Source organism: Massilia sp. YIM B02763 (genome assembly GCF_030412015.1).
Taxonomy (GTDB): domain Bacteria; phylum Pseudomonadota; class Gammaproteobacteria; order Burkholderiales; family Burkholderiaceae_D; genus Telluria.
In genome coordinates, this window is record NZ_JASNRD010000008.1 from 26,430 (window position 1) to 51,940 (window position 25,511).

18 protein-coding genes and 1 tRNA gene are annotated in these 25,511 nt (G+C 67.8%); 9 read left to right on the plus strand and 10 right to left on the minus strand.

The window, feature by feature from the left end; all coding sequences use genetic code 11:
• Positions 1-430: 430 nt before the first annotated feature.
• The 4 genes from QPK32_RS12350 to QPK32_RS12365 are packed head-to-tail and all read left to right on the plus strand — an operon-like array spanning position 431 to position 5,143.
• On the plus strand, positions 431-2,122 hold the full coding sequence (locus QPK32_RS12350; protein ID WP_290413114.1) for a PAS domain-containing methyl-accepting chemotaxis protein: 1,692 nt from the start codon (positions 431-433) through the stop codon (positions 2,120-2,122).
• A gap of 8 nt (positions 2,123-2,130) precedes the next feature.
• The gene (locus QPK32_RS12355) at positions 2,131-2,949 is read left to right on the plus strand and encodes a protein-glutamate O-methyltransferase CheR (protein WP_290413115.1); all 819 of its coding nucleotides are present in this window, start codon (positions 2,131-2,133) and stop codon (positions 2,947-2,949) included.
• Positions 2,946-3,527 (plus strand): chemotaxis protein CheD, encoded by a 582-nt coding sequence (locus tag QPK32_RS12360; protein WP_290413116.1) that lies wholly within the window; start codon positions 2,946-2,948, stop codon positions 3,525-3,527. Before QPK32_RS12355 ends, QPK32_RS12360 begins: the two co-directional genes overlap by 4 nt.
• Positions 3,524-5,143, plus strand: a complete 1,620-nt coding sequence (locus QPK32_RS12365; protein WP_290413117.1) for a chemotaxis protein CheW — start codon at positions 3,524-3,526, stop codon at positions 5,141-5,143. Before QPK32_RS12360 ends, QPK32_RS12365 begins: the two co-directional genes overlap by 4 nt.
• Positions 5,144-5,250: 107 nt before the next feature.
• On the opposite strand, the gene QPK32_RS12370 is transcribed toward QPK32_RS12365, so the two are convergent.
• Together QPK32_RS12370 and QPK32_RS12375 are read right to left on the minus strand one after the other, a co-directional pair.
• On the minus strand, positions 5,251-5,685 hold the full coding sequence (locus tag QPK32_RS12370) for a PPC domain-containing DNA-binding protein (RefSeq protein ID WP_290413118.1): 435 nt from the start codon (positions 5,683-5,685) through the stop codon (positions 5,251-5,253).
• A gap of 1 nt (position 5,686) precedes the next feature.
• A complete protein-coding gene (locus tag QPK32_RS12375) occupies positions 5,687-7,996 on the minus strand; it encodes an FdhF/YdeP family oxidoreductase (protein WP_290413119.1) in 2,310 nt (769 codons plus the stop codon).
• Between the two features lie 190 nt (positions 7,997-8,186).
• Here QPK32_RS12375 and QPK32_RS12380 point away from each other — a divergent pair, with 190 nt between their 5' ends.
• Together QPK32_RS12380 and QPK32_RS12385 are read left to right on the plus strand one after the other, a co-directional pair.
• Entirely contained in the window at positions 8,187-9,296 is a 1,110-nt protein-coding gene (locus tag QPK32_RS12380) for a catalase family protein (RefSeq protein ID WP_290413120.1), read from the plus strand.
• Between the two features lie 41 nt (positions 9,297-9,337).
• Positions 9,338-9,703 (plus strand): hypothetical protein, encoded by a 366-nt coding sequence (locus QPK32_RS12385; protein ID WP_290413121.1) that lies wholly within the window; start codon positions 9,338-9,340, stop codon positions 9,701-9,703.
• 15 nt (positions 9,704-9,718) lie between these two features.
• Here the strand turns inward: QPK32_RS12385 and QPK32_RS12390 are convergent.
• The 7 genes from QPK32_RS12390 to fdnG all read right to left on the minus strand — a co-directional run bounded on the left by QPK32_RS12390 (position 9,719) and on the right by fdnG (position 19,001).
• Positions 9,719-9,811, minus strand: a tRNA-Sec gene (locus QPK32_RS12390).
• 91 nt (positions 9,812-9,902) lie between these two features.
• Positions 9,903-11,795 (minus strand): selenocysteine-specific translation elongation factor, encoded by a 1,893-nt coding sequence (gene selB / locus QPK32_RS12395; RefSeq protein WP_290413122.1) that lies wholly within the window; start codon positions 11,793-11,795, stop codon positions 9,903-9,905.
• Positions 11,792-13,249 (minus strand): L-seryl-tRNA(Sec) selenium transferase, encoded by a 1,458-nt coding sequence (gene selA, locus QPK32_RS12400; protein ID WP_290413123.1) that lies wholly within the window; start codon positions 13,247-13,249, stop codon positions 11,792-11,794. Before selA ends, selB begins: the two co-directional genes overlap by 4 nt.
• On the minus strand, positions 13,246-14,274 hold the full coding sequence (gene fdhE / locus QPK32_RS12405) for a formate dehydrogenase accessory protein FdhE (RefSeq protein ID WP_290413124.1): 1,029 nt from the start codon (positions 14,272-14,274) through the stop codon (positions 13,246-13,248). The genes selA and fdhE overlap by 4 nt, the downstream gene beginning before the upstream one ends.
• A 75-nt stretch (positions 14,275-14,349) precedes the next feature.
• Positions 14,350-15,003, minus strand: a complete 654-nt coding sequence (locus tag QPK32_RS12410) for a formate dehydrogenase subunit gamma (protein ID WP_290413125.1) — start codon at positions 15,001-15,003, stop codon at positions 14,350-14,352.
• Positions 14,993-15,913 carry a formate dehydrogenase subunit beta gene (gene fdxH, locus QPK32_RS12415; RefSeq protein WP_290413126.1) on the minus strand — a complete coding sequence of 307 codons (921 nt, stop codon included), beginning with the start codon at positions 15,911-15,913 and terminating at the stop codon, positions 14,993-14,995. The genes QPK32_RS12410 and fdxH overlap by 11 nt, the downstream gene beginning before the upstream one ends.
• Positions 15,914-15,929: 16 nt before the next feature.
• On the minus strand, positions 15,930-19,001 hold the full coding sequence (fdnG, locus tag QPK32_RS12420; RefSeq protein WP_290413127.1) for a formate dehydrogenase-N subunit alpha: 3,072 nt from the start codon (positions 18,999-19,001) through the stop codon (positions 15,930-15,932).
• A 245-nt stretch (positions 19,002-19,246) separates the two neighbouring features.
• Here fdnG and fdhD point away from each other — a divergent pair, with 245 nt between their 5' ends.
• The 3 genes from fdhD to QPK32_RS12435 all read left to right on the plus strand — a co-directional run bounded on the left by fdhD (position 19,247) and on the right by QPK32_RS12435 (position 22,112).
• On the plus strand, positions 19,247-20,014 hold the full coding sequence (fdhD, locus tag QPK32_RS12425) for a formate dehydrogenase accessory sulfurtransferase FdhD (RefSeq protein WP_290413128.1): 768 nt from the start codon (positions 19,247-19,249) through the stop codon (positions 20,012-20,014).
• Between the two features lie 174 nt (positions 20,015-20,188).
• Positions 20,189-21,262, plus strand: coding sequence for an AI-2E family transporter (locus QPK32_RS12430; RefSeq protein ID WP_290413129.1), 1,074 nt, complete (start codon positions 20,189-20,191; stop codon positions 21,260-21,262).
• A gap of 64 nt (positions 21,263-21,326) precedes the next feature.
• Positions 21,327-22,112, plus strand: coding sequence for an N-acetylmuramidase domain-containing protein (locus QPK32_RS12435; RefSeq protein ID WP_290413130.1), 786 nt, complete (start codon positions 21,327-21,329; stop codon positions 22,110-22,112).
• Positions 22,113-22,205: 93 nt separating this feature from the next.
• Here the strand turns inward: QPK32_RS12435 and QPK32_RS12440 are convergent, their stop codons facing one another.
• The gene (locus tag QPK32_RS12440) at positions 22,206-25,412 is read right to left on the minus strand and encodes a di-heme oxidoredictase family protein (protein WP_290413131.1); all 3,207 of its coding nucleotides are present in this window, start codon (positions 25,410-25,412) and stop codon (positions 22,206-22,208) included.
• Between the last annotated feature and the right edge of the window lie 99 nt (positions 25,413-25,511).

Genomic DNA, 25,511 nt, shown 5'->3' on the forward strand with positions numbered 1-25,511 from the left:
TGCGTTTCGTGTTGTGTCCTAGAAACATGAACATCCGCGCTTCGTATTGAACGCACTTGACCCGCTCTCGACCCGCATCGCGTGAAACGGCTGAGTTGGGTTCCAATTGCCCTCACGATGAAACGGCTGACCAAATCCGGACGGCCCCCATGAAACGGTCGTGCTGATAGGGGAATTTGATATTGAACAACCGGCGCGATAGCAACATGCGGTTGCGCGATGCCACCGGAGGTGGCGCTGCGTAGCGAGGGAGGAAGGGGCTAATGACGCTCAAAAGCACTCAGTGAAGCTGTAGGTGTTGTCCTACAACAACGCTGATACTGGATTTTCTGGATTTTCGTATTTGCGTAATTTACTTCGGGAAATAAATAGTTCATGATCGATCCCATCAAGGCGCTTGCCATCACTTCTTTCATTTCACGACATCGACATGACCATTCAGGATTCCCAGGCAGACCTGCAAGAAATGCGCGCCGCCTACGCCGCCCTCGACCGCGCCCAGGCGATCATCGAGTTCGGCCTCGACGGCATCATCATCCGCGCCAACGACAACTTCCTGGCCCTGACCGGCTACCGCGCCGACGAGATCGTCGGCCGCCACCATGCGATGTTCGTCGAGAAGGAGCACGCCGCCTCCGCCGAATACGCGCGTTTCTGGGAAGACCTGGCCACCGGCAAGATCGAGCGCGCCGAATACAAGCGCGTCGGCAAGGGCGGCCGCGAGCTGTGGATCAACGCCTCCTACAACCCCGTCGTCGATGCCGACGGCCGCGTGATCAAGGTGATCAAGTTTGCAACCGACATCACCGGGCAGCGCGTGCGCAATGCCGAGTACGTCGCCCTGGCGGCCGCCATGAGCCGCGCCCAGGCCGTCGTCGAGTTCGACATGGATGGCCACCTCTTGAGCGCCAACGAGAATTTCCTCGACCTGCTCGAGTACGAGCTGGCCGACGTGAAGGGCGAGCACCACCGCGTGTTCTGCGAGGACGACTACGCCGCCAGCGCCGCCTACCGCAAGTTCTGGCAGAAACTGAACCGCGGCGAATTCGACGCGGGCCGCTACAAGCGCCTTGGTAACAACGGCAAGGTCGTGTGGATCCAGGCGACCTACAACCCGATCTTCGACCTGAACGGCAAGCCCGTCAAAGTCGTCAAATTCGCCACCGACATCACCGAACAGGTGCGCCTGGAGCAGGCCAATGCCGCCCGCGGCGATGCCGAGCGCCGCAAGGTCGACGGCCTGCTGGCCCTGGTGGCCTCGGCCGCGCGCGGCGACTTGACCGGGACCGTGGCCGTCGAGGGCGACGAGCCGCTCGACCAGCTCGCCACGGGCGTGCTGGCCATGATCGGCGACTTGCGCGCCGTGATCGGCGGCGTCGTGCAGTCGGCCGGCAAGCTGTCCGAATCCTCGCGCACCATCGCCGAGCGCTCCAACACCGTCGCCGCCAGCGCCCAGGCGCTGGGCGCGACCGTGGAACAAATGAACGCCTCGGTGGACGGCCTGACGGCATCGATCGAGACCATCGCGCGCAGCACCCAGGATGCCAACACGCTGGCGCAGGCGACGCACGACGAGGCGGAGCTGGGCGGCAAGGCGATCGCCAAGTCGATCGAAGCGATGGGCATGATCAACCAGTCGGCCGAGGACATCGGCGAGATCGTCAAGGTGATCGGCGAGATCGCCAGCCAGACCAATATGCTGGCCTTCAACGCCGCCATCGAGGCCGCGCGCGCCGGCGAACACGGCCTGGGCTTCTCCGTCGTCGCGGACGAGGTGCGCAAGCTGGCCGAGCGCTCCTCGCAGGCGACCAAGGAAATCTCCAAGCTGATCAACGAATCGGTGCGCCGCGTGGCCCAGGGCAGCGAGATCTCGCGCCAGGCCAGCGAAGCCTTCGACCGCATCACCCAGGGCGTGGCGCGCACCTCGCTGGCGATCGCCGACATCTCGGCCAGCGCCAACGAGCAGTCGCTCACGGCCAAGGAAGTGAGCGTGGCGATCTCCTACATCGCCCAGGAAACCGAGCGTTCCGCCGGCTCCTGCGACAGCATCGCCCGTTCGACCGAAGGCCTGAACGAGAACGCCGAGCAGCTCAACCGCGCCGTCGGCCGCTTCGCCGTATGAGGACGGGGATGGAGCTGGGCGACGACCACCTGGAAGCCGTGATCGAGCTGGTGCGCCAGCACACGGGCATCGCGATGAACGAGAACAAGCGCGTGCTGCTGCAGGGCCGCCTGCTGCCGCGCATGCGCGCGCTCGGCCTGGCCTCCTACGCGGACTACATCGCCCACCTGCGCCGCGGCGGCGACGAAGTGGGCTCGTTCATCAATTCCGTGACGACCAACGACTCCGCATTCTTCCGGACCCCGGCCGTGTGGTGGTACCTGAACGACGAATTCCTCGCCGACTGGCACGGGCGCATGGGCGCGACGCCGTTGCGCATCTGGTCGGCGGCCGCCGCCACCGGCGAGGAAGCGTATTCGATGTCGATGCTGTGCCTGGAATTCCAGCGCCGGCACCCCTCGTTCCGCTTCGCCATCGACGCGACCGACATCTCCAGCCAGGCGCTGGACGCGGCGCGCGGCGCGACCTATCGCGGCCGCACCGTGGAACGCTTCGAGCTGACCCGCCCGGCGCTGTTCCGCCGCTACCTGGCGGGCGGCCCCGAGCGCTTCACCGTGGTCCCCGAAGTGCGCCAGCACGTGAGCTTCGACAGCCACAACCTGCTGGCGGCGCCGTCCAGGCGCGAGCACTACGACCTGGTCCTGCTGCGCAACGTCCTGATCTACTTCGACGAAGAGAACCAGCAGCGCATCCTGGGGCAGGTCCGCGGCGCCATGCGTCCGGACGCCCGCCTGATCCTGGGCGAGCAGGAGTCGATCACCCGCCTGAACACCCCGTTCGAATTCGAACAAGCACACGTCTATCGCATCGCAGGAGGCCAAGCATGAACGCGCACGCACTGTCCCCGAGCACGACCACCATGCAGGGCCCCCTCGCGGCATCGCTGGCCCTGCCGCGCGGCATGCGCCACATGCCGCGCCCCCGTCCCGACGCCGCCCACACGCGTCACGTCTGGACCGGCCAGCTCGAAGTGGCCGAGGGCGACCAGGTGCTGACGGCGCTGCTGGGTTCCTGCGTGGGCATCGGCATGATCTGGAAGAGCCGCGGCCGCTGCGGCCTGGCGCACTGCTTCCTGCCCGAGGGCGCGGGCATCGGTAATGCCGCCGCGCGCTATGTCAGCGCCGCCGTGCCGGCCCTGCTGGCCGCCCTGGGCGTCAAGCGCGAACAGTACGGCGACGTCGAGGTCGTCGTCGCCGGCGGCGCGCGCATGCTGCACCTGCCGGGCGGCGAGGGCGCCATCGGCCGCCGCAACATCGCCGCGGCGCATGCGCAGCTGGCCGCGCGCGGCCTGCACGTGGAATACGAGGACGTCGGCGGCAGCCACGGCCGCCGCCTGTCGATCGATTGCGACAGCCGGACCTGGTCGGTGGTGCGCGTCGGCATGGCCGAGGGAGCGTACGCGTGAACGCCGCCGTCCTGGCGGACACGCTGGCACCTGCGCCATTGTCCGCATCGAGCGAGGTGCGCCAGGCGCTGGCCGCGGCCGATGCGGCCCGCGCCGTCAAGGCCGACGCGCTGGCGCGCGCGGCCGGCACGGCCCTGTACGGCAGCTTCTGGCTGGGCGGCCAGGAATACGCGCTGGACGCCGCCTGCATCCGCGAAGTGGTCGGCATGCCCGAGCGCGTCGTGCGCCTGCCGCTGTCGCCCGCCTGCCTGGAAGGCATCTTCACGCTGCGCGGCAGCGCGATCCCGATGATCAACCTGGCGCGCGTGTTCGACCCGCAGGCCCCCGCGGCCGGCCCGGAGCAGCGCGTGGCCATCCTCGAGCACGAGGAAGTGCTGGTGGGTCTCGTGTTCGACGCCACCGGCGAGGTGCTGCGCGTGCGTCCGGAACAGCGCACCGTGCTCGCCTACGGCGGCGCGGGGGCCGCGGCCGTGCTGTCCGGCGCGCTGACGCTGGACGGCGGCGCGCGCCTGGTGCAGCTGCTCGATCCGGCGGCGCTGATCCGCATCGACAACGTGCCGCAGGTGCGGGCCCAGAGCGCCGCGCGCGACGCCGAACGCCTGCGCTTCCTGCGCCGCGCCCAGGGCCGCAAGGCGCTCGCGTTCCGCGCCGGCGGCATGGCCTTCGCGATGGCGATCGACGCCGTGCAGGAAATCATCCGCGTGCCGGAACTGCGCTCGTCCGTCATGCTGGGCACGCTGTGCAAGGGCTGGTTCGACCTGCGCGGCACCGTGGTCGGCGCCGTCGACCTGGGCGCGCTGCTGCAGTGCGCGCCGAACCCGGACGCGCGCGAGGAAGACCGCCGCGTGATGATCGTGCGCGCCGGCGGCGACCTGCTCGGCCTGCTGGTCGACGGCGTCGACGACATCCGCCCGTACTTCGACGCCGACGTGCTCGCGATCCCCATGCTGGGCACGCGCCGCGCCGCCATGTTCCGCGGCGTGCTGCCGAACGCGGAGCGGGGCGACGCGCTGTTCCTGGATCACGCCCACCTGTTCTCGGAGAGCGAAGTGGCCGAGATCTGCGCCGGCCACCGCCGCCTGTACCAGCACGAGCTGGACGCCGCGCCGGGCCGGAGCGGGTCGAAGAACGGGCGCCGCCAGGTCTATCTCGCGTTCACGCTCGACACGGCGTGGGCCACCGACATCGGCCAGGTACGCGAAATCGTCGCGTTCGACGACGCGATGACGCGCCCGCCCGGCATGCGGGACTGCGTGCACGGCATGATGCAGCTGCGCCAGCGGATGATCTGCGTGATCGATCTGCGCCGCATGTACGGCATGCCGGCCCAGGCGTGCCTGGATGCCGCCGCGCAGGCCGAGCGCCGCGTGCTGGTGCTGGACCACGGCGACGAGCGTTATGGCGTGATCGTCGACCGTGTCGACAGCATCCTGTCGCTGCCCGACAGCCAGCGCCGCCCGTCGCCCGCGCTGCTGCGCCTGAACGGCCCGGACGACATGCGCCGCGATGCGGGAGAGGTGCTGGAAGTGCCGGGCGAAGGTGGCAAGGAGACCGTGCTGACGTTGTTCGACAAGGGTAGGTTCCTGGAGACGCTGAAAGGGCATTTGAACGGTTGAAGCACGCAGCATCGCTAGCCTATAAACCGTCATCCCCGCCTTCGCGGGGATGACGTTTCTGGGGTTGCGAGGAAGGGTGTCGTACGTGCATTCAATCCCGTCGGCTTTTAGAACAGCTGCAGCACATTCGCCCCGATCCTCGGATCTTCCTTCCGCTCCAGCCGCTGCGGATGCACCGTCAAGGTCACCTCCAGCGAGCCTTTGCCCACCGTGAGGGCCAGCAGGTGGCCGCCGACCACCGAGAAGTCCTTGCCGCCGCCCACGCCGTGGGCGTGCAGCGACGGCTTGCCGTCCTTCCATGCCAGGGTCCCCGTGATCCCCGCCATCTCGCGGTCCGTGAACGTGGCCGGGTCGTAGTCCTTCTTGCCGAAGTCGTAGAAGCCGAAGGTGACGCTGCCGGCGAAGCCGAAGGCGCTCACGCTGGCCGACGTGAGCTGTTCGCTTGTCGCCAGCCGCTCCAGTTCCGCGAACAGGTCGTCGCCCTCGGTCAGCACCATCAGCCAGCCCGTATGCGTGCGCAGGTATTTCGGATTGGCCGCCATGTCAGTGCATCCTGGACGGGTCGCGCGTGGTGCCGCTCTTCGCGATCACGATGTCGATCGACTTGGCGGCCGGCACCTTGCTCTCCTTGGCGTAGTGCCACAGGGGGATCAGCGGGTTCAGTTCCGGGTAGTAGCCGGCCACGCAGCCGGCCGGCACCGGGAATTCGATCACCTGCAGGTTCTCCACGCGCCGCTCGACGCCGTCGTCGACGGCCGTGGACGCCGTCACCAGGTCGCCGTCGGCCAGGCCGCGCGCATCCATGTCCTCGCGCGCCATGAACAGCACGTCGCGCCGCTGGGCGCCGCGGAAGCGGTCTTCCAGGCTGTAGATCGTCGTGTTGAACTGGCCGTCGCTGCGCACCGTGAACAGGCGCAGCGCCTCCGGATGCCTGGGCATGTCGGGGTCGGCGACGAGGCCGTCGGGCGTCGTGAAGTTGGCCTTGCCGGTCTCCGTCTTCCATTGCCGGTGCGCCGCGCCCAGCGGCTTGCGGAAGCCCCCGGGCGTCCACATCCGCGCGTTGAAGTCGTGGAAGATCTCCGGATAGGTCTCGGCGATGGCGTCGCGGATGCGGCCGTAGTCAGCCACCCAGGCATCCCAGTCCAGGCGCGGGTTGGGCGGCAACAGCGCCTTGGCGATGCCGGCGACGATGGCCGGTTCCGACAGCAGCGTGCCGGCCGCCGGTTCCGCCCGGCCGCGCGAGCCGTGCATGCAGGCGGTCGAGTCCTCCATCGTGACGGCCTGCTCGCCCGTTTGCTGGCGGTCGACCTCGATGCGGCCCAGGCAGGGCAGCAGGTAGGCCACCTTGCCGTGCACGAGGTGGCTGCGATTGAGCTTGGTGGCGATGTGCACGGTCAGCGGGACGTCGCGCCAGGCCTGCTCCATGGGGCCGTGGTCCGGCACGGCGCGCACGAGGTTGCCGCCCAGGCTCACGAGGGCTTCGAGCTTCCTGTCGCGGATCGCCTCGCAGGCCTCGATCGTGTTCATGCCCTTGTCGCGCGGCGGCTCGAAGCCGTATTGTGCCTTGAGCTTGTCGAGCGGGACCAGTTCCGGCTTCTCGCTGATGCCCACCGTGCGCTGGCCCTGCACGTTGGAGTGGCCGCGCACGGGACAGATGCCGGCGCCCGGCTTGCCGATATTCCCGCGCAGCAGCAGCAGGTTGACCAGCATGTTGACGGTCTGGACGCCGTTGCGGTGCTGGGTCAGGCCCATGCCGTACACGCCCATGCAGGCGTTCGAACGCATGTACTGACCGGCCGCTTCCTCGATCTGCGCGCGCGCCAGGCCGCTTTCGCGCTCGATCTCGTCCCATGGACAGGCGCGGGCCTGCTCGGCGAAGGCGTCGAAGCCGTGGGTGTGCTCGGCGACGAAGGCGGCGTCCAGGACGCGCGCGCCGCCGGCCGTCCGCGCCGCGTCGTCGGCAGCGATCACGGCCTTGCACATGCCCATCAGGGCCGCCAGGTCGCCCCCCGCCTTGAGCTGGTGGTACTGGGTGCTGATCGCCGTCTCGTGACCGCTCAGCATTTCGGCGGGCGATTGGGGGTTGACGAAGCTGACCAGGCCGCGCTCGCGCAGCGGGTTGAAAGTGACGATGGGGACGCCGCGCTTGCGCGCCTCCTGCAGCTGGTGCAGCATGCGCGGGCTGTTCACGCCCACGTTCTGGCCGAAGAAGAAGATGCAGTCGGTTTTCTCGAAATCGTCGAGCACCACGGTGCCGACCGGGACGCCGATCGATTTCGGCAGCGCCACCGAAGTGCTCTCGTGGCACATGTTCGAGCTGTCCGGCAGGTTGTTGTTGCCGTACATGCGCGCCAGCAGCGCGTACATGTACGAGGTCTCCAGCGAGGCCCTTCCGGAACTGTAGAACACGACCTTCTTCGGATCGCACTGCTTGAGCTGGGCGCCGATCTCGGCGAATGCCTGGTCCCAGCCGATCTCGACGTAGCGGTCCAGCGCGCCGTCCCATTTCATCGGCACGGTCAGGCGGCCCGCATCCTCGAGTTCGTGGTCGTGCCAGCTTTCCAGCTGGCGCAGCGTGTGGCGCGCGAAGAAGCCGGCGTCCACCGTCTTGCTCGTGATTTCCCAGGCCGTCGCCTTGGCGCCGCTCTCGCAGAATTCGGCCGGGTGCGGATGGGCGGGCTTGGCCCAGGAGCAGCTGACGCACATGAAGCCGTCCGGCTTGTTCTGCTGGAGGAGCAGGGCGCCGCCCTCGACGGGCACGTGCTGCTTCAGCAGGATGGTGCTGACCTCCTTGAGGGAACCCCAGCCGCCGGCCGGGATCGTCGGTTCGTTGGTCTTGCTGCGTGTATTCATGGTCGTCTCGCTGCGCCTTGGGGGCAAATGTGTTGATACGGCGACAAGGTAACGCAGCTCGGCGAGCGGGGGCGCACGCGTCCGTTTTCGGTGCAGAGCGCTAAATTTGTCGATTTTGCGTGCGGCGGGGCACAGAACGGCCGGGCTCGGCGGTTCATCATGTGGTCTAACCAACAACAAGGCAAGCACCATGACCGCACCCGCGACCATCCATCCCATCCCCTACCAGCCCGCGTTCGAGGTGCCGGAGGAGGACGAGGCGCAGACGACCTTCGAGCTGAAGGACACGATGCACCAGATCTCGGCCAAGACCTTCGAGGACGGCAGCCGCGCGATCCGCAGCGTGCACGCCAAGACCCACGGCCTGCTGCTGGGCGAGCTGACGGTGCTGGACGGCCTGCCGCCGGCGTATGCGCAGGGCCTGTTCGCGCAGGCGGCGACCTATCCGGCCGTCGTGCGGCTGTCGACGACGCCGGGCGACATCCTGCCGGACGACGTATCGACCCCGCGCGGCATGGCCGTCAAGGTGATCGGCGTGCCGGGCGAGCGCGTCGAAGGGAGCGAGGGCGACGTCACCCAGGACTTCGTCACCGTCAACGGCCCCGTGTTCAGTGCGCCCACGGCGAAGAAATTCGCCGGCAATGCCAAGCTGCTGGCGTCCACCACGGACAAGGGCCCCAACCTGAAGCGCCTGTTCTCGGCCGTCGCGCGCGGCGCCGAGAAGGCGGTCGAAGCCGTCGGGGGCGAGAGCGCCACGCTGAAGGCCCTGGGCGGTCATCCGGAAACCCATCCGCTGGGCGAGACCTTCTACAGCCAGGTGCCGATCCTGTACGGCCCCTACATGGCCAAGGTGCAGATCGCGCCCGTCGTGCCCGAACTGACGGAGCTGAAGGACGCGCCCGTCGACCTGGCGGACAAGCCGGACGGCCTGCGCGACGCCGTCGTCGGGCATTTCGCGTCCAAGGGCGGCGAATGGGAAGTGCGCATCCAGCTGTGCACGGACATCGACAAGATGCCGATCGAGGATGCGTCGAAGGAGTGGCCGGAGGACGAGAGCCCGTACGTGACGGTGGCGCGGCTGCGCGCTGCACCCCAGCAGGCGTACAGCGAGGAACGCGCCCGTCGCATCGACGAGGGCATGCAGTTCAACCCGTGGCACGCGCTGGCGGCGCACCGCCCGCTGGGCTCCATCATGCGGGTGCGCAAGGAGGTCTATGCGATGTCGAAGCGCTTCCGCGCGGAGCGCAACGGCGTGCCGGTGCAGGAACCGAAGAATATCGAAGCGCTCGAGGGCGCGTGAATGAAAGGAGCAATACCATGCTGAAGCATATGATGAGGAACATGAGTGCAGTCGCGGCCGTGATGCTGGTTGCGGGCGCCGCCGCGGCGCAAAGCCATTCCACGACCAATATGGCCAATCCGCCGCAGGCGCAGTCGGACACCAAGGCGGGCACGAAGGCCACGCCTGGCCATACCGCGACCGCGGACCGCCAGGATGCGCAGAACCAGTCGTCCAACAAGCCGAACGGCGAATGGAAGCCGCCCGTGCGCACGCCGTACGACGACAAGGGCAAGCTGCGCAACGACATCAGCGCGGCGCAGGCCGGCAACGAGGCCAAGGAAACGATGCAGGGCGACCCTTCGGAAACCCAGGTCGAACCGTCGGCACGCCATGCGCTCGACGTCTCGGCCAAGGGCAAGAAGTAATCAAGGAAGAGGGGGCGGAAGGCAGAAAGAGTCGAACTTACAGGAGAGCGGCTGACGCCCCCCACCGGGTTTGAAGCCCGGCCCCATCACCGGATGAGAATGCCTTCCTCGTACGTGGTTCCCGCGCAGGCGGGAATCCAATGTGGAGCAGCCGATCCATCGAACCTGGATCCCCGCCTGCGCGGGGACGACGTTCGGGTCAGCCTTGCCAACTGACGTTCGGCCGCACCATGTGGCTGTTGCGGACGCGGCGAGTATAGCCGACGCGGTCGAAAAACTCCAGGACCTGGATGGCGCGCTTGCGGCCCAGGCCCGTGGCGTCGCGGAAGCTCGCGGCCTGCGCGTCGGGCAGCTCGCCCACCACGCGCGCCAGCTCGGCCAGCGGCGCCGGATGGTAGAACAAGTCCTTCACCACCTGGCTCACCTGGCCGGCACGCGCCAGCTTGCGCAGCAGCTGGCGCACGGCGTCTTCCTGCAGGCCGAATTCCTTCGCCAGGTCGCGCACCCAGGGCGGATCGAAACGTCCCTTCTCCAGCGCCGGCAGGAGCAGGGCGGCGGCGCGCTGGTCCGCTTCGGACAGGGCCACGCTGTGGCCCGGCAGGTGCAGGCTGTGGCCCGTGCGGGCGATCCGGCCGTCGTCCAGCATGCGCGCCGTCACGCCGGTCCACAGCGCGTCGCTGGCATCCTGCGCGGCGATCCGCTTCAGGCGCCACAGTTCCGGCCCCGCCTCGTCCGGATGGCGCGCATGGAAGTCGTCCAGCGCGGCCAGCACCCGGGTTTCCAGGGGCGCCAGCATGGCCGGATCGATCAGCAGCGTGTCGCCGCCCGCCAGCGGCAGACGCAGCGTCTGCGGCGGCAGCGCGATGTCTTCCAGCGGACGCTGGACCAGGCGCTCCAGGGCGTTGCCTTCCAGGCCGGAGGGACTCGCCGCGACCAGCGCGGCCGCGGCGCCGCCGTCGACGAAGGCGGCCAGCGCGTCGAGCCAGGCCAGCCGCGCCGCGCTGCGCCGCCGGCGCGGCGCGCCGAACGGATCCAGCACGACGCCGCCGCCGATGGTCTGAGTGGCCTGGGCGTTGCGCAGCACGAAGCGGTCGCCCGGCACGGCGTGCAGCGGCGCGTCGAACACGATCTGCACGCGGCCGCGCCGGCCCGGCTGCAGCGTGTCCTCGAGCAGCGGAACCACGTGCGCCGTGCGGTGGGCGGCGCCGAGGTGCACGTGCACCGGGCTCCAGGCCTTCAGGGCGCCGCCCGCGTCCGCCAGCAGCGTGAGTTCGGCATCGATCCTTTCCGAGCACGCGGCCATGCGCGGATCGACGATCCAGCTTCCTCGTTCGACGTCTTCCTTGGCCACGCCGGCCAGGTTCAGCGCGAGGCGCTGTCCGGATTGGCCCCGTTCGGCGGCGCGGTTCTGCGCGTGGATGGCGCGCACGCGCGCCTGGCGGCCCGAAGGCGCCAGCGTGACCGTGTCGCCGATGGCCACGGTGCCGGCCAGCGCCGTGCCGGTGACGACCGTGCCCTGGCCGGACAGCGTGAACACGCGGTCCACGCCCAGGCGGAACAGGCGCGCCTCGTCCAGCACGGGAAGTTCCCGCTCGATCCCGTGCAGGTGTTCCAGCAGGGCGGCCACGCCGGGATCGCCCGGCACGGTGGCCGCGGTGGGGAACACGGGGCTGCCCGCGAACGGGGTCGGCGCCAGCAGGTGCGCGATGTCGCGCTCCACCGCCGCGATGCGTGCGGCGTCGGCGCGGTCGGTCTTGGTCAGCGCGACGACGCCGCGGCGCACGCCCAGCAGGTCCAGGATCGCCAGGTGCTCGAGCGTCTGCGGCATGATGCCGTCGTCGGCGGCCACCACGAGCAGCGCGACGTCGATGCCCGTCACGCCCGAGGCCATGGTACGGATGAATTTCTCGTGGCCGGGCACGTCGATGACGCCCAGCACGCGGCCGTCCGCGCTCGGCAGGTAGGCGTAGCCCAGCTCGATGGAGATGCCGCGCGCCTTTTCTTCCTTCAGGCGGTCGGTGTCGACGCCGGTCAGGGCGCGGGTCAGGGTGGTCTTGCCGTGGTCGATGTGTCCTGCGGTACCGACGATCATGCGTTCGAATCTGTGTTGGGTTGGTTCAGTTGGTCCAGCTGGGCCAGGAAGCCGTCGCGCTGCCTGTCTTCCAGGCAGCGCAGGTCCAGCCACAGCGTGTCGTCGGCGATGCGGCCGATGACGGGGCGCGGCAGGGCGCGCAGGCGGCGTTCCAGCACGCCCAGCGGATTGCCCTTCACGCCGGCGGCGGCGCGCACGGCCAGGCCGTGGCTGGGCAGGCGGTCCACGGGCAGCGCGCCGCTGCCGATCTGGCTCGTCACCGGCTCGGCGGTCACGACATAGGCGCTGCCGACCGCGTGCTGGAAGGGCGCCAGCAGCGCCTCGGCCGCCGCCCGCATGGCGCCGGCCGGGCGCGTGAGCAGGCGCAGCGTGGTCAGGCGCTCGGGCAGCAGGTCCGGCGCGCGGTACAGGTTCAGCACGGGTTCGAGCGCGGCCAGCGTCAGCTTGGACACGCGCAGGGCCCGTTTCAGGGGATTCTTCTTGATGGCGGCGACGAGGTCCTTGCGGCCGGCGATGATGCCGCACTGGGGGCCGCCCAGCAGCTTGTCGCCGCTGAAGGTGACGAGGTCGGCGCCGGCAGCGATCGTTTCCTTCACGGTCGTCTCGTGCGGCAGGCCCCAGCGCTCCAGGTCGACGAGGGTGCCGCTGCCCAGGTCCACGGCCAGCGGGATGCCCCGCTCGCGCGCCAGCGGCGCCAGCTCGGCCACCGTGACTTCCTTGGTGAAGCCCGTGATCGCATAGTTGCTGGCGTGGACCTTCATCAGCAGGGCCGTCTGCGGCCCGGCGAATTCGGCGTAGTCCTTCAGGTGGGTGCGGTTGGTGGTGCCCACTTCGCGCAGGATGGCGCCGGCGCGGGCCATGATGTCGGGGATGCGGAAGGCGCCGCCGATCTCGACCAGCTCGCCACGCGAGACGACCACTTCGCGCCCGTTGCCGAGCGCGTTGAGCATCAGCAGCACGGCCGCGGCATTGTTGTTGACGATGGTGACGGCTTCGGCGCCCGTCAGTTCGCGCAGCTGTTCCTCGACGAGGTTGTCGCGGTCGCCGCGCGAGCCCGTCTCGATGTCCCATTCCAGGTTCATCGGCCATTGCAGCGCGTCGACGACGGCCTGCACGGCCGCGTCGGGCAGCAGCGCGCGGCCCAGGTTCGTGTGCAGCACGGTCCCCGTCAGGTTGTAGACGGGGCGCAGTTTCGACACGTTGGCGGCGCGCAGGCGCGCGGCGAGCTGGTCCAGCAGCGCCGCGGGCGACGCGTCGGCCGCCTCGCCCGCGAGCAGGCGCGCCCGGGTGGCGTCGAGCACGGCGCGCAGGGCGGCCACGCTCTGCTCGCGGCCGTATTCGGCCAGCAGGGGCGCGCAGGCCGCGTCGTCGAGCAGCACGTGCACGGCCGGCAGGCGCAGCGCGCCGGCCGCGTTTGCCGAACCAGGCGCGGACCCAGGCACCCGAGCCGTCATGCGCCTTCCTTCAACCAGAGCAGCGGATTGCCGCTGGCGCGCGCATACCCTGCCTCGGACACGAGCACGTCCAGCATCATGCTGGCCAGGTCGTCGGCCACCGGTTCGACGTGGAAGTCGTGTTCCTGGTTGAAGATCTTGCGGTAGGTGCCGCATTCGTCGCAGGTCTCGGCGCGCGCGACCTTGGTCGGGTCGTTGGCCTTGTCGAGCGTCTTGCCTTCCTTGGCGGCCGACTTGTTCTCGGCGACCGGGTCGGCGTCCTTCCCGACGAGGCCCTGGTAGGCGACCTTGGCCGTCGATTCGCAGTGCGAGCACTTCACGCGCACCATGTGCCATTCGGACTCGCAGACGCTGCAGTGCAGGTAGCGGTAGCCCTGCGACTGGCCGCCGATGCGCACGACGCTGGCGACCGGATGCGAGCCGCACACGGGACACAGCGTGCCGGTGACGAGCGGCTGGGCCCAGGCCGGGTCCAGCTGTCCGGCCATGACGCTCCAGGTCACCTGCAGCGCGGCGGCGACGAACGGGGCGCGCAGCGGATCGGCGCCTTCGTCGAAAGTGCCCAGGATCGCATCGGCGATGCCTTCCAGCTCGGCGCCCTCGGTGGCGCGCAGGGTGTCCAACGCGGCGGCCAGTTGCGGCGGGGCGTCCTTGGCGGCGGCCAGCGCGTCCAGCAGGCGGGTGAAGACGTCGCGCCAGGCGGCCGGGCGCTCGCCCGTGGCCGGCAGCGGCGGCATATTGTGTTCGTGGGCCAGCGCCATCGCCGATTCGTCGGGCAGGGGCACGCCGTCCCGGCCGAGGTCGGCCACCACGACGGCCTGGGCATCGGCGACGGCCGCCATCAGCGACAGGTAGCCGCGCAGCGCTTCCTCGACCGGAATGCCGTGCACGTTGCCGGCGGCGAGGTTGCGCAGGCGTTCGGCGCGCGCGGAGAACAGGGAACCCGGGTGCGGCAGCAGCAGGCGCGGGATGGCGGTATGGTCGAGCGATTCGATTTCGCCCGGTTGGAGCAGACGTTGTACCAAGATAATCTCTAGAAATGAAAAGGCCGGGTCGCCTCGGCGGACCCGGCCTATTTTAGATCAAGGAGGAACCGCGTGTCAGAGACCGCGCTTTTCGTTCCCCTTCATCACGGCTTCGAACCACTTCGGATGGTGCTTGCGCGCCCAGCCGTAGGTGACGGTGCCGCGCACCATCGCGCCGATCGAGCCCTTGATCCACAGGCCCGCATAGATGTGCACGATGATGGCCATGATGATCACGAACGCGAAGAACGCGTGGATCAGCGAGGAGAAGCGGCGCAGGCCGATCGGGAAGAAGGCCGAGAAGTACTCGCGCCAGATCACGATGCCCGACAGCAGCAGCGCGATCATCGCCACGATCAGCGTGAAGAACAGCAGCTTCTGGCCGGCATTGTACTTGCCGACCTTGGGCAGCTTGTCCTCGCGGTTGGCGAGCACGTCGTCCATCTGCTTGAGCCATTGCTTGTCGCCTTCGTCGAAGCGGTTGTGGCCCCACATGCGGATCGCCAGGAAGGCGAACGACACGAACATCACGATCCCGAAGAACGGGTGCAGGATGCGGGTCCACTGGCCGCCGCCGAACAGCGCGGCCATCCAGGCCGTGGCCGGATGGAACATGGCCAGGCCGGACAGCGCCAGCAGGATGAAGGCAATCGCGGTGATCCAGTGGTTGCTGCGCTCGTTCGCCGTATAGCGCTGGATGAGCGGGTGGCCGTCTTTATCATGCTTCATGCTTCTCTCCCTTCAGCTTGCGGGCCTCGTGCAGCGCCTCGGCTTCTTCTTCCTTGCTGACCTCGTTCGGACCGACGCGGCTGTAGTGGAACCAGCCGGCCACCGCGGCCGCGGCCATGCCCAGCAGGGCCAGCGGCTTGGTGACGCCTTTCCACAGGCCGACCATCGGGCTGATGGACGGATCCTTGGCCAGGCCGTGGTACAGCGCCGGACGGTCGGCATGGTGCAGCACGTACATGACGTGCGTGCCGCCCACGCCGGCCGGGTCGTACAGGCCGGCGTTCTCGAAGCCGCGTTCCTTCAGGTCGGCGATGCGCTCCTCGGCGTGCACCTTCATGTCCTCCTTGGTGCCGAACACGATGGCGCCCGTCGGGCAGGTCTTCACGCAAGCCGGTTCCTGGCCCACGGCCACGCGGTCCGAGCACAGGGTGCACTTGTAGGCGCGGTTGTCCTGCTGCGAAATGCGCGGGATGTTGAACGGGCAGCCGGTGACGCAGTAGCCGCAGCCGATGCAGTTTTCCTGGTGGAAGTCGACGATGCCGTTGTTGTACTGCACGATCGCGCCCGGCGACGGGCAGGCCTTCAGGCAGCCCGGTTCCTCGCAGTGCATGCAGCCGTCCTTGCGGATCAGCCACTCGAGGTTGCCGTCGTCCTTCTCCACTTCCGAGAACCGCATCACGGTCCACGAATGCGGCGACAGGTCGAGCGGATTGTCGTACACGCCGGCATTGAAGCCGACGTCGTCGCGCAGGTCGTTCCATTCCATGCACGCGGTCTGGCAAGCCTTGCAACCGATGCACTTGGAAACGTCGATCAGCTTGGCGACCGTGCCCGTGACCGGGGCACGTGCCGTCGGCGGCTGGACCGTGGTAGCGGAAACCCGCTTGATATCCAAAGATTGTAATGCCATATCAATATCTCCGCCGTTATGCCTTCTCGACCTTCACCAGGAAGGACTTGAATTCCGGCGTCTGCGAGTTGCCGTCGCCGACCGACGGGGTCAGGGTGTTGGTCAGGTAGCCCGGCTTGGTCAGCCCCTTGAAGCCGAAGTGGATCGGAAGCCCGATGGTATGGGTTTCCTTGCCGTCGATGTTCAAGGCGCGGATTCGCTTGGTCACCACCGCCTTGCAGACGATGTGGCCGCGCTTGCTGCTCACCTTCACGGTCTGTCCGGTGGACACGCCGATCTGGGCCGCCAGCTTGTCGCCGATTTCCACGAACTGTTCCGGCTGGATGATGGCATTCAGGCGTGCATGCTTGGTCCAGTAGTGGAAGTGCTCGGTCAAGCGGTAGCTGGTCGCCACCACCGGGAACTCCTCGTGCGTGCCGAACATGGCGCGGTCGTCCGGGAACACGCGTGCGCCCGGGTTCGACGTGGCGGCCTTGTTCTTCGGATGCAGCGGGTTGTAGCCCAGCGGATTCTCGAACGGCTCGTAGTGCTCGGGGAACGGACCCTCGTTCATCATGCCGCGGGCGAAGAAACGCGCCACGCCTTCGGCATTCATGATGAACGGGTTCATGCCGCCGGCCGGGTCCTCGTCCAACTTGAAGTCGGGCACGTCCGGACCGCTCCAGGTCGTACCGTTCCAGGCGATCAGCTTGCGCTTGGCGTCGAACGGCTTGCCCTTGGTGTCGCAGGAGGCGCGGTTGTACAGCACGCGGCGGTTCGCCGGCCAGGCCCAGGCCCAGTTCAGCGTATTGCCGATGCCGGTCGGGTCGCTGTTGTCGCGGCGGCCCATCTGGTTGCCCGCCTGGGTCCAGCAGCCGGTGAAGATCCAGCAGCCCGAGGTGGTGCTGCCGTCGTCGCGCAGCTGCGCGAAGCTGGACAGCTGTTCGCCTTTCTTGACGAGCACCTTGGTCGGGTCCTTCGGATCCATCAGGTCCTTCAGCGCCTTGCCGTTGTACTCCATCGCCAGCTCTTCCGGCTGCGGGCTGTCAGGACGCGCGTACGGCCAGGTCAGGTTCAGGATCGGGTCCGGGAACTTGCCGCCTTCGGTCTGGTACATCTTCTTCATGCGCAGGAACAGGCCCGCCATGATTTCCAGGTCACTCTTGGCCTTGCCCGGCGGTTCGGCGCCTTGCCAGTGCCACTGCAGCACGCGCGAGGACGACACCAGCGAGCCGCGTTCCTCGGCGAAGCAGGAGGTCGGCAGGTTGAATACCTCGGTCTGGATCTTGGACGGATCGACGTCGTTCATGTCGCCGTACGACTTCCAGAATTCCGACGTTTCCGTCTCCAGCGGATCCATCACCACCAGGAACTTGAGCTTCGACAGTGCTGCCACCGTCTTGTTCTTGTTCGGCGCCGATGCGATCACGTTGAAGCCCTGGCAGATGTAACCGTGCATCTTGCCTTCGGTCATCATCTGGATCGCCTGCAGCAGGTCGTACGGCTTGTCCAGCTTCGGCAGGTAGTCGTAGGCCCAGTTGTTGTCCTCGGTGGCGGCATCGCCCCACCAGGTCTTCATGAAGCTGACGTGGAACTTCTTGTAGTTGCTCCAGTAGCTCAGCTGGTTCGGACGCAGGGGTTTCGGTGCGCGCGCATCGATGTACTTGCCGAAGTCCTGTTCCGCTTCGAACGGCAGGGTCATGTAGCCCGGCAGCATGTTCGTCATCAGGCCCAGGTCGGTCAGGCCCTGGATGTTCGAGTGGCCGCGCAGCGCGTTCATGCCGCCGCCGGCGATACCGATGTTACCCAGCAGCAGCTGGACGAGCGCGCCCATGCGCAGGGTCTGCGCACCGGTCGAGTGCTGGGTCCAGCCCAGCGCGTACAGGATCGTGCCTGCGCGGCCCGGCACGGCGGTCGAGGCGAGGGCTTCGGCAACCTTGTGGAACTGCTCCGGCGACACGCCGCAGACCTTCTGCACCATTTCCGGCGTATAGCGCGAGTAGTGCTTCTTGAACAGCTGGTAGACGCAACGCGGGTGCTGCAGGGTCGGATCGACCTTGGCGTAGCCGTCCTCGCCCATCTCGTAGTTCCAGCTGGCCTTGTCGGCGTACTTGCCGGCGGTGGCGTCGTAGCCCGAGAAGATGCCGTCGTCGAACGCGAAGTCTTCGCGGACGATGAAGGACATGTCGGTGTAGTTGACGACGTATTCCTTCTGGATCTTGTCGTTCGAGATCAGGTAGTTCGCGACCGCGCCCAGGAATACGATGTCCGTGCCGGTGCGCGTCGGGACATAGTAGTCGGCGACGGACGCGGTACGGGTAAAGCGTGGATCGACCACGATCAGCTTGGCCTTGTTATGTGCCTTCGCTTCGGTGACCCATTTAAAACCGCAGGGGTGAGCTTCGGCGGCATTACCGCCCATAACCAGAATCACGTCGGCATTCTTGATGTCGACCCAGTGATTCGTCATCGCTCCACGGCCAAACGTCGGGGCAAGACCTGCCACCGTCGGACCGTGTCAAACACGCGCCTGGTTATCGAAGGGGAGCATCCCCATGGTACGCATGGCCTTGTGGGTCAGGTAACCCACCTCGTTGCTGGCTGCCGAAGCGGCGAGCATGCCCGTGCTGATCCATCGGTTGACGGTCTTGCCGTCCTCGGTTTTTTCGATGAAGTTCGCGTCGCGATCTTCCTTCATCAGCTTGGCGATGCGGTCGAGCGCCTTGTCCCACGAGATCGGGGTCCATTCGTTGCTGCCCGGAGCGCGGTATTTCGGCTCCAGCAGACGGCCCGGGCTGTGGATGAAGTCGACGAGCGAAGCGCCTTTCGGGCACAGCGTGCCGCGGTTGACCGGATGGTCCGGGTCGCCTTCGATGTGGATGATCGAGGCAGCGGCGTTCTTCGCGCCGTCGCCCAGGCCGTACATCAGCAGGCCGCAGCCCACGGAGCAGTACGGGCAGGTATTGCGCGTCTCGGTCGTGCGTGCCAGCTTGTACTGCCGGACTTCGGCGAGTGCCGTAGCCGGAGCGAAGCCAAGCACCGCCAGGCTCGAGCCAGCGATGGTAGCGCCGGTTACCCGAAGGAACTGGCGCCTTGACATTTGGTTCATGAATAAGTCCTTCTAACGGGAAAATATTGCTGCTGGAGTGTAACACTCCGTCCCTTTTTGATGAATGCTAAAATGATGTCCTGCTTCACTTCTTCACCCAAAATACGTAGTTTCCACAACACATCTTGTAGGACTACGCCCCACTGGGACTCCGAAAATTGACGAACCTCACATTGCATCCGTACGGAAATGGTACCCCGGATTCAGATTTACCGCTGAGAGCGGCACCTCGGCCGGTGTTGCGTATGCGCACGGGTATCCTGTCCGAAGTCGAGGACATGATCGTCGACGAGGTCCCGATCGCGCTCGTGTATAACGGGATATCGCATGCGGTGATGATGGCCACGCCTGCCGACCTGGAAGAGTTCGCGCTCGGCTTCTCGCTCAGCGAGGGCATCATCGCCCATGCGGGCGAGTGCTACGGCATCGAGGTCGAGAACGGCCCGGGCGGCGTCTCCGTCGAACTGGAGATCGCCAGCGCCGCCTTCATGGCCCTGAAGGAGCGCCGCCGCTCGCTGGCCGGAAGGACGGGTTGCGGCTTGTGCGGCGTGGACAGCCTGGACCAGGTGTGCCGTCCCTTGCCGGCGCTGGCGCCGGCCCGCGGATTCCACGCCGCCGGGGTGCGCCAGGCGCTCGGCGCGATCGGCGCCCGGCAGGAGCTGACGCGCCTGACGGGCGCCGCCCACGCGGCCGCCTGGTGCGGCATGGACGGCGTGCTGCGCATCGTGCGCGAGGACGTGGGCCGCCACAACGCGCTCGACAAGGTGATCGGCGCCATGGCGCGCGGCAAGGCCGATCCGCATGACGGCTTCCTCCTCATCACCAGCCGGGTCAGCTTCGAGATGGCCCAGAAGGCCAGCCTGGCCGGCGTCTCCGCCCTCGTGGGCATGTCGGCGCCGACGCTGGCGGCCGTCGAACTGGCCGAACGGGCGGGGATGACGCTGCTGGCGTTCGCGCGGGGCGACAATTTCGTCTGCTATGCGCATCCGCAACATCTGGCGGTGGACACTTAGTTTCCCGGCAGCGCATGGCGCTGCCTTGCATCGATTTTTCCGATGTGATTCTCCGATAAACTCGGATTCACCCCGGCCGGCTTTGTCGTTATGCTTCGCCGGGGCGGACACGGCTGCAAAGAGGGCTGCACTGAGCACCGGCTCGACCCAAGAACAACGATTATCAGGAAAAACATGCCGTACCGCTCCCTCGTGCCGCCGCTGTTGTTCGCCGCCGCGCTGGCCTTCCTGCTGCAGCACTTCGTCGGCTCGCTGGCCTGGGCCGGCCTGCTCGCCGTCATCACGTGGCCGCTGCACCGGCACCTGCTGGCGCGCGGCTGGCCGCGCATGGCCAGCGCCGCCACGCTGCTGTTCCTGCTGGTGACCTGCTTCGTGGGGCCGTCGATCCTCCTGATCAATGCGCTGGGCCACGAGCTGGCCGGCGTCGAGCGCCTGTTTGCCCAGGTCAACGAGACGGGCGTGCCGGCGCCGCCCTGGCTGCTGCAGCTGCCCCAGGTGGCGCTGGAGCCGGCGCTGCAGTGGTGGAACCAGCACCTGGCCGTGCCGGGCGGGCTGCGCACGCTGGTCCGCAACACGGTGGGCGACTTCCTGCCGCACATGACGGGCACGCTGCGCGCCTGGGGCTCGACCATCCTCGCCAATGCCCTGTACCTGTTCCTGACGCTGCTGACGCTGTTCGTGCTGTACCTGCACGGCCCGGCCGTCGTGCGCCATGCGGACCGCGCCGGCATGCGCCTCATTCCGGCCCACTATCCCGTGTTCCGGCGCCTGCTGCCGCTGTCCGTGCGCGGCACGGCGCTGGGGCTGTGCTCGATCGCGCTGCTGGAGGGCATCGTCCTGGGGGCCGCCTACGCGATCGCCGGCGCGCCCGCGCCCGTGCTGCTGGCCGTCATCACGGGCTACCTGGCCCTGATCCCGGGCGGCGCGCCGTTGTCGTTCACGACGGTGTCGATCCTGCTGCTGGGCCAGGGCAATCCGGGCGCCGCGCTGGGACTGTTCAGCTGGGGCGCCATCGAGCTGTTCATGGTCGATAAATTCATCCGGCCCAAGCTGATCGGGCACCGGGTCGACCTGCCGTTCCTGGCTGTGCTGTTCGGCCTGCTGGGCGGCGTGTCGACGATGGGTGTGCTGGGGCTGTTCGTCGGGCCGTTCATGATGGCGGTGCTGTTCTGGTGGCTGCGCGACGGGGACGTGGACGTCGTCGAGGATGGCGTCGTGTCCAAGCTGAAGGACAAGCAGGCACGCTAGAAGGCTGCAGCGGAACGTTCCGTCGCCGCGGCGATCTTACGCCGTACTTGGCCAGGAGACGATCATGCCGACGTTCCGCGGCGCCGCCGCCCCCCTGTCGGGCACGGGGTTCAGGCAAGCCATGCAGTCGCTCGAGACCGACGCCCAGTCGCTGTGGGCATTGATCACGGTGGAAACGAGCGGTTTCGGCTACCTGCCGGACCGCCGGCCGAAGATCCTGTTCGAACGCCATGTCTTCCACCGGCGCACGGGTGGCAGGTACGGGGCCGCGCATGCGGACATCAGCGCGCCGGCGGCGGGCGGCTACCTGGGCGACGGCGCCGAGTACACGCGGCTGGAGCGGGCGATGGCGCTGGACCGCCAGGCGGCGCTCGACAGCGCATCCTGGGGCCTGGGACAGATCATGGGCTACCACGCGACGGCGCTCGGCTACCCGGGCAGCGAGGCGATGGTGGCCGGCTTTTGCGAGGGGGAAGACGAGCAGCTGGCGGGCGTGCAGCGCTTCATCGGAGCGCATCCTCCCTTGCGCCAGGCGCTGCTGCAGAAGAACTGGACCCGCGTGGCGTTTTTCTACAACGGGGCCGGCTACGCCGAGCACGGCTACCACCGCAAGCTCGAGCACTACCACGACCTGTACCAGCTGAAGGGGACGCCGGACATCACGGTCCGGATGGCGCAAGCCTGGCTGACCTATCTCGGCTACCAGCCGCGCGGCGTGGACGGGATCCTCGGACCGGCCACGGGCACGGCCCTGATCGCGTTCCAGAAAGAGAAGGGATTGCCAGTCACGGCCGGGCTGGACGACGCCACGCTCGAACAGTTGCGGCTGGCCGTCGCCGACGCCGTTTGAGTGTGACGCGTCACGAAAAAAACGGCGGCACGGCTTCGTGGGCCGTGCCGCCGTGGTGTCATGCCGGGACGCGCGGTCCCGGTTCACGACGCCTTACAGCGAGCGCAGGAACGCCAGTAGCGCGTCGCGGTCCGTCTTCGACAGGCCGGCGAAGCGGTTGCGGGCTGCCGTGGCTTCGCCGCCGTGCCACATGACGGCTTCCGTCAGGTTGCGGGCGCGGCCATCGTGCAGGTAGCCGACGTTGGCGCTGTTGCCCATCACCTTGTCGGTATAGCCGATGCCCCACAGCGGCGCGGTACGCCACATATTGCCCTTGGCCTGGCCTTCGGCGAACTTGTCGGCCAGACCGTCGCCCATGTCGTGCACCAGCAGGTCGGTGTACGGGTGGATGGTCTGGTTGCGCAGTTCGGCGAACAGGTGGCCACTGCCGGTCTTCATCTCGGCGGTGTGGCAGGCCGTGCAACGCATGCCGTCGAACAGCTTGGCGCCGGCGGCGACTTGCGTCGGATCGACACGGTGCTCGTCCATCGGGGCCACGCCTTTCGGGAAGCCGCTGGCCAGGCTGCGCTGGGCCGGGACGGCGACCAGCGCCAGGTACTGCGAGATGCGCTGCAGGTCCGCTTCCGAGATGCCGGCCTGGGCACCGCCCGACGCGCAGGCGGTCGGGCCGTTCAGGCAGGCGCGGTTCGGGTAGATCGACGAGGTCACGCCCATCTCCTGCAGCAGCGACTCGGCGCTCTGGTGGCGCAGCGTCGCCTTCGATGCCTTCCAGCCGAAGCGGCCCAGGCGCACGGCGCCGCTTTCCGGATCGAACACGAAGTTCGCCGTGCCCTTGACGCCGTCGGCGTCGGCCGTGGTGCGCACGCGCGCCAGGATGTCCGCTTCAGGCACGGCTTCCAGCAAGCCCATGCCGATCATCGGCTGCGCCGCGCGCAGCGAGGTGATCTGCGGGACCGGGCCTTCGAACGCCAGCGTCGGCTTGCGCAGTTCCACCGCCGTGCCGTCGTTCAGCTTGACGGTCTGGCTGGTGAAGCCGCCCACGCGCACGCCGGTGCCCCAGTTGGCCTTGCCGCCGCCGGACGAACCGTTCATCTGGATCGCGGTACCGTACTGCGGATGCGGGACCTGGTTGCCGTTGGCGTCGAGCACGGCGGCGCGCACGGCCATCATGTCGAGCTTCTGGTTCAGCGCGATCGGCGCCGGGCTGCGGCCGTTATTGGTGTGGCAGGCGAAGCAGGACGACTGGTTGAAGTGGCCGCCCTGCAGGTTCGCCACGGGCAGGTAGGGGTCGTTGCCCGGTTCGTTGTGGGCGCCGGTGGTGAAGTTCGCGTGGAACACGCGGCGGCCCTCGACGAAGCGCTGGATGTCCTGCATGCCGACGTTGTTGACCGGCTGCTGGAACATGAACAGGCTGTTGTCCGAGTAGTTGTACGACACCGACGTGGTACCGCCCGACAGCGTCGCAGCGGGCAGCGGGGTCGAGTTCAGGCGCGGGAAGGTGCCGTAGTACGGCAGGATACCCTTGCCCATCACGTACATGATTTCCGGACCGTAGTAGCGGCTGTTGCCCTTGTCGCCGATGGCGGCCAGGGCGCCGTCCTGGGCGAACATCGACGGCGCGATCTCGATCTCGTCGCCGGCCACCAGCGCGCGCGCCGGCACCGTCTTCCCGGTCGGGAAGCCGGCGCTGTCGATCTCGCCGTGCTGCGGATACGCGATCAGCTTCATCGTGCAACCGTTGTTGATGCCGTTCGCGCTGACCATCACGCCGTCGGCCGGATAGGCCATCGGCTTGCAGGTCTGGACGTTGTTGTCCGCCATCAGCGGGCCGGTCATCCAGCCGTAGTCGGTGACGTCAGGGCGGTCCCAGCCGCGCACGAACACGGTCTGGCCCGGCTTCCACTCGACCTGGTTGTAGTTGTTGATGATTAGCTGGGGATTCGTGACGCCCTTGACGTTGCTGTTGTCGATGATCTCCACGCCCCAGGTGCGGTTCTGGAAGTACTCGGGCACGAAGGTCAGGTAGTTGCCCGGACCCTTGTCGACCGGCAGGCCCGTGGTCAGGTCCACCGTCTCGTTCAGGCCGTAGCCGACTTCGTTCCAGGCCTCGCCGCGCTCGCGGCCGTGGCGCGCCATGGCGCGCGCGCCGTAGCGGGTGACCAGGGTGCCGTCCGGCAGGGTGAACTGAAGCATTTCCGTCGGACGTGCGGCTGCCGGCAGCGGGGTCATGCCGCTGCCGCTGGCCGGGAACTTGAAGGCCGAGGTCGGATTGTTCGGCAGCGTGTTGTCGCTGCCCGGCGACTTGAACTCGACTTCGAACAGCGAATAGCCGTAGGCCGTGGCGCGGGCGACGCCCTGGATGCGGACGTAGCGCGCGTTCGCGTTCAGGTTGAAGAATTCCTCGGTGCCGCCGGTGCCGTTGCTCACCGTGCGCAGCTTGGTCCAGGACTGGCCGTCGTCGGACACCTGCAGCTCGTACTCCTTGCCGTAGGCGTTCTCCCACACCAGCTTCATGTAGCCGACCGGGGTCTTCTGGCCGAAGTCGAAGGTGATCCAGGCGCCGTTCTCGGATTTGCTCGACCAGCGGGTGCTCGTGTTGCCGTCGATGGCCTTGGTCGCGTCGTTGGCGGGGTTTTCGTCGCCCGACGAGAACGCGTTGACGGGCTTGACGGCCACGCCCGGCTTGGACAGGTCGACGTCGCCCGGCAGCGGGTCCGGCGAAGTCGGCGTGCTCGCGCTCGTGCCCGAGAAGGCCTGGATCTCGAAGATCGAATAGCCGTACTGGGTCGAGCGCTTGATGCCGTGCATGCGCAGGTAGCGGCCCTGGCCGTCGAGGTCGCCGAAGTCTTCGACGCCGCCGGCGCTGTCGCCGACCGACTTGATCGTCTTCCAGTTGACCTTGTCGTCCGAGACCTGCAGTTCGTAGGCGATCGCGTGGGCGTTCTCCCAGTTGATGCGGACGCGGTTGATCGACTTCGATTCGCCGAAGTCGAGCACCAGCGACTGGTCGTCGGTGAAGCCGCTGCTCCAGCGCGTCGTGTCGTCGTTGTCGACGGCGGCCTTGGCGGACAGGTCGCCGCGTTCCTCGCCGGTGGCGGTGACGTCGACCGGCGTCAGCACGGTCTCGGCCACCGCCATCTTGGAGGCCGTGCGGGCCATGCTGCCGGCCTGCGTGCCCGTGTCGCCGGACCCGGAGCCGCAAGCTGCCAGCAGGGCGGTCAGGGAAGCGGCGAGGGCGAGGGGGACCCTGCGGGCGGCGCCGCTGCGTGGTTGCTGCTTGGTTTGATGCCGATATGGCATGTGATTCTCCCAGTGATGTGGTCTATTGCTTTGCTTGTCGACTTTCATCGCCGGCCATCGCGCCACATCGCCGCTCCTCTTTCCAGCCTGTCAACAATG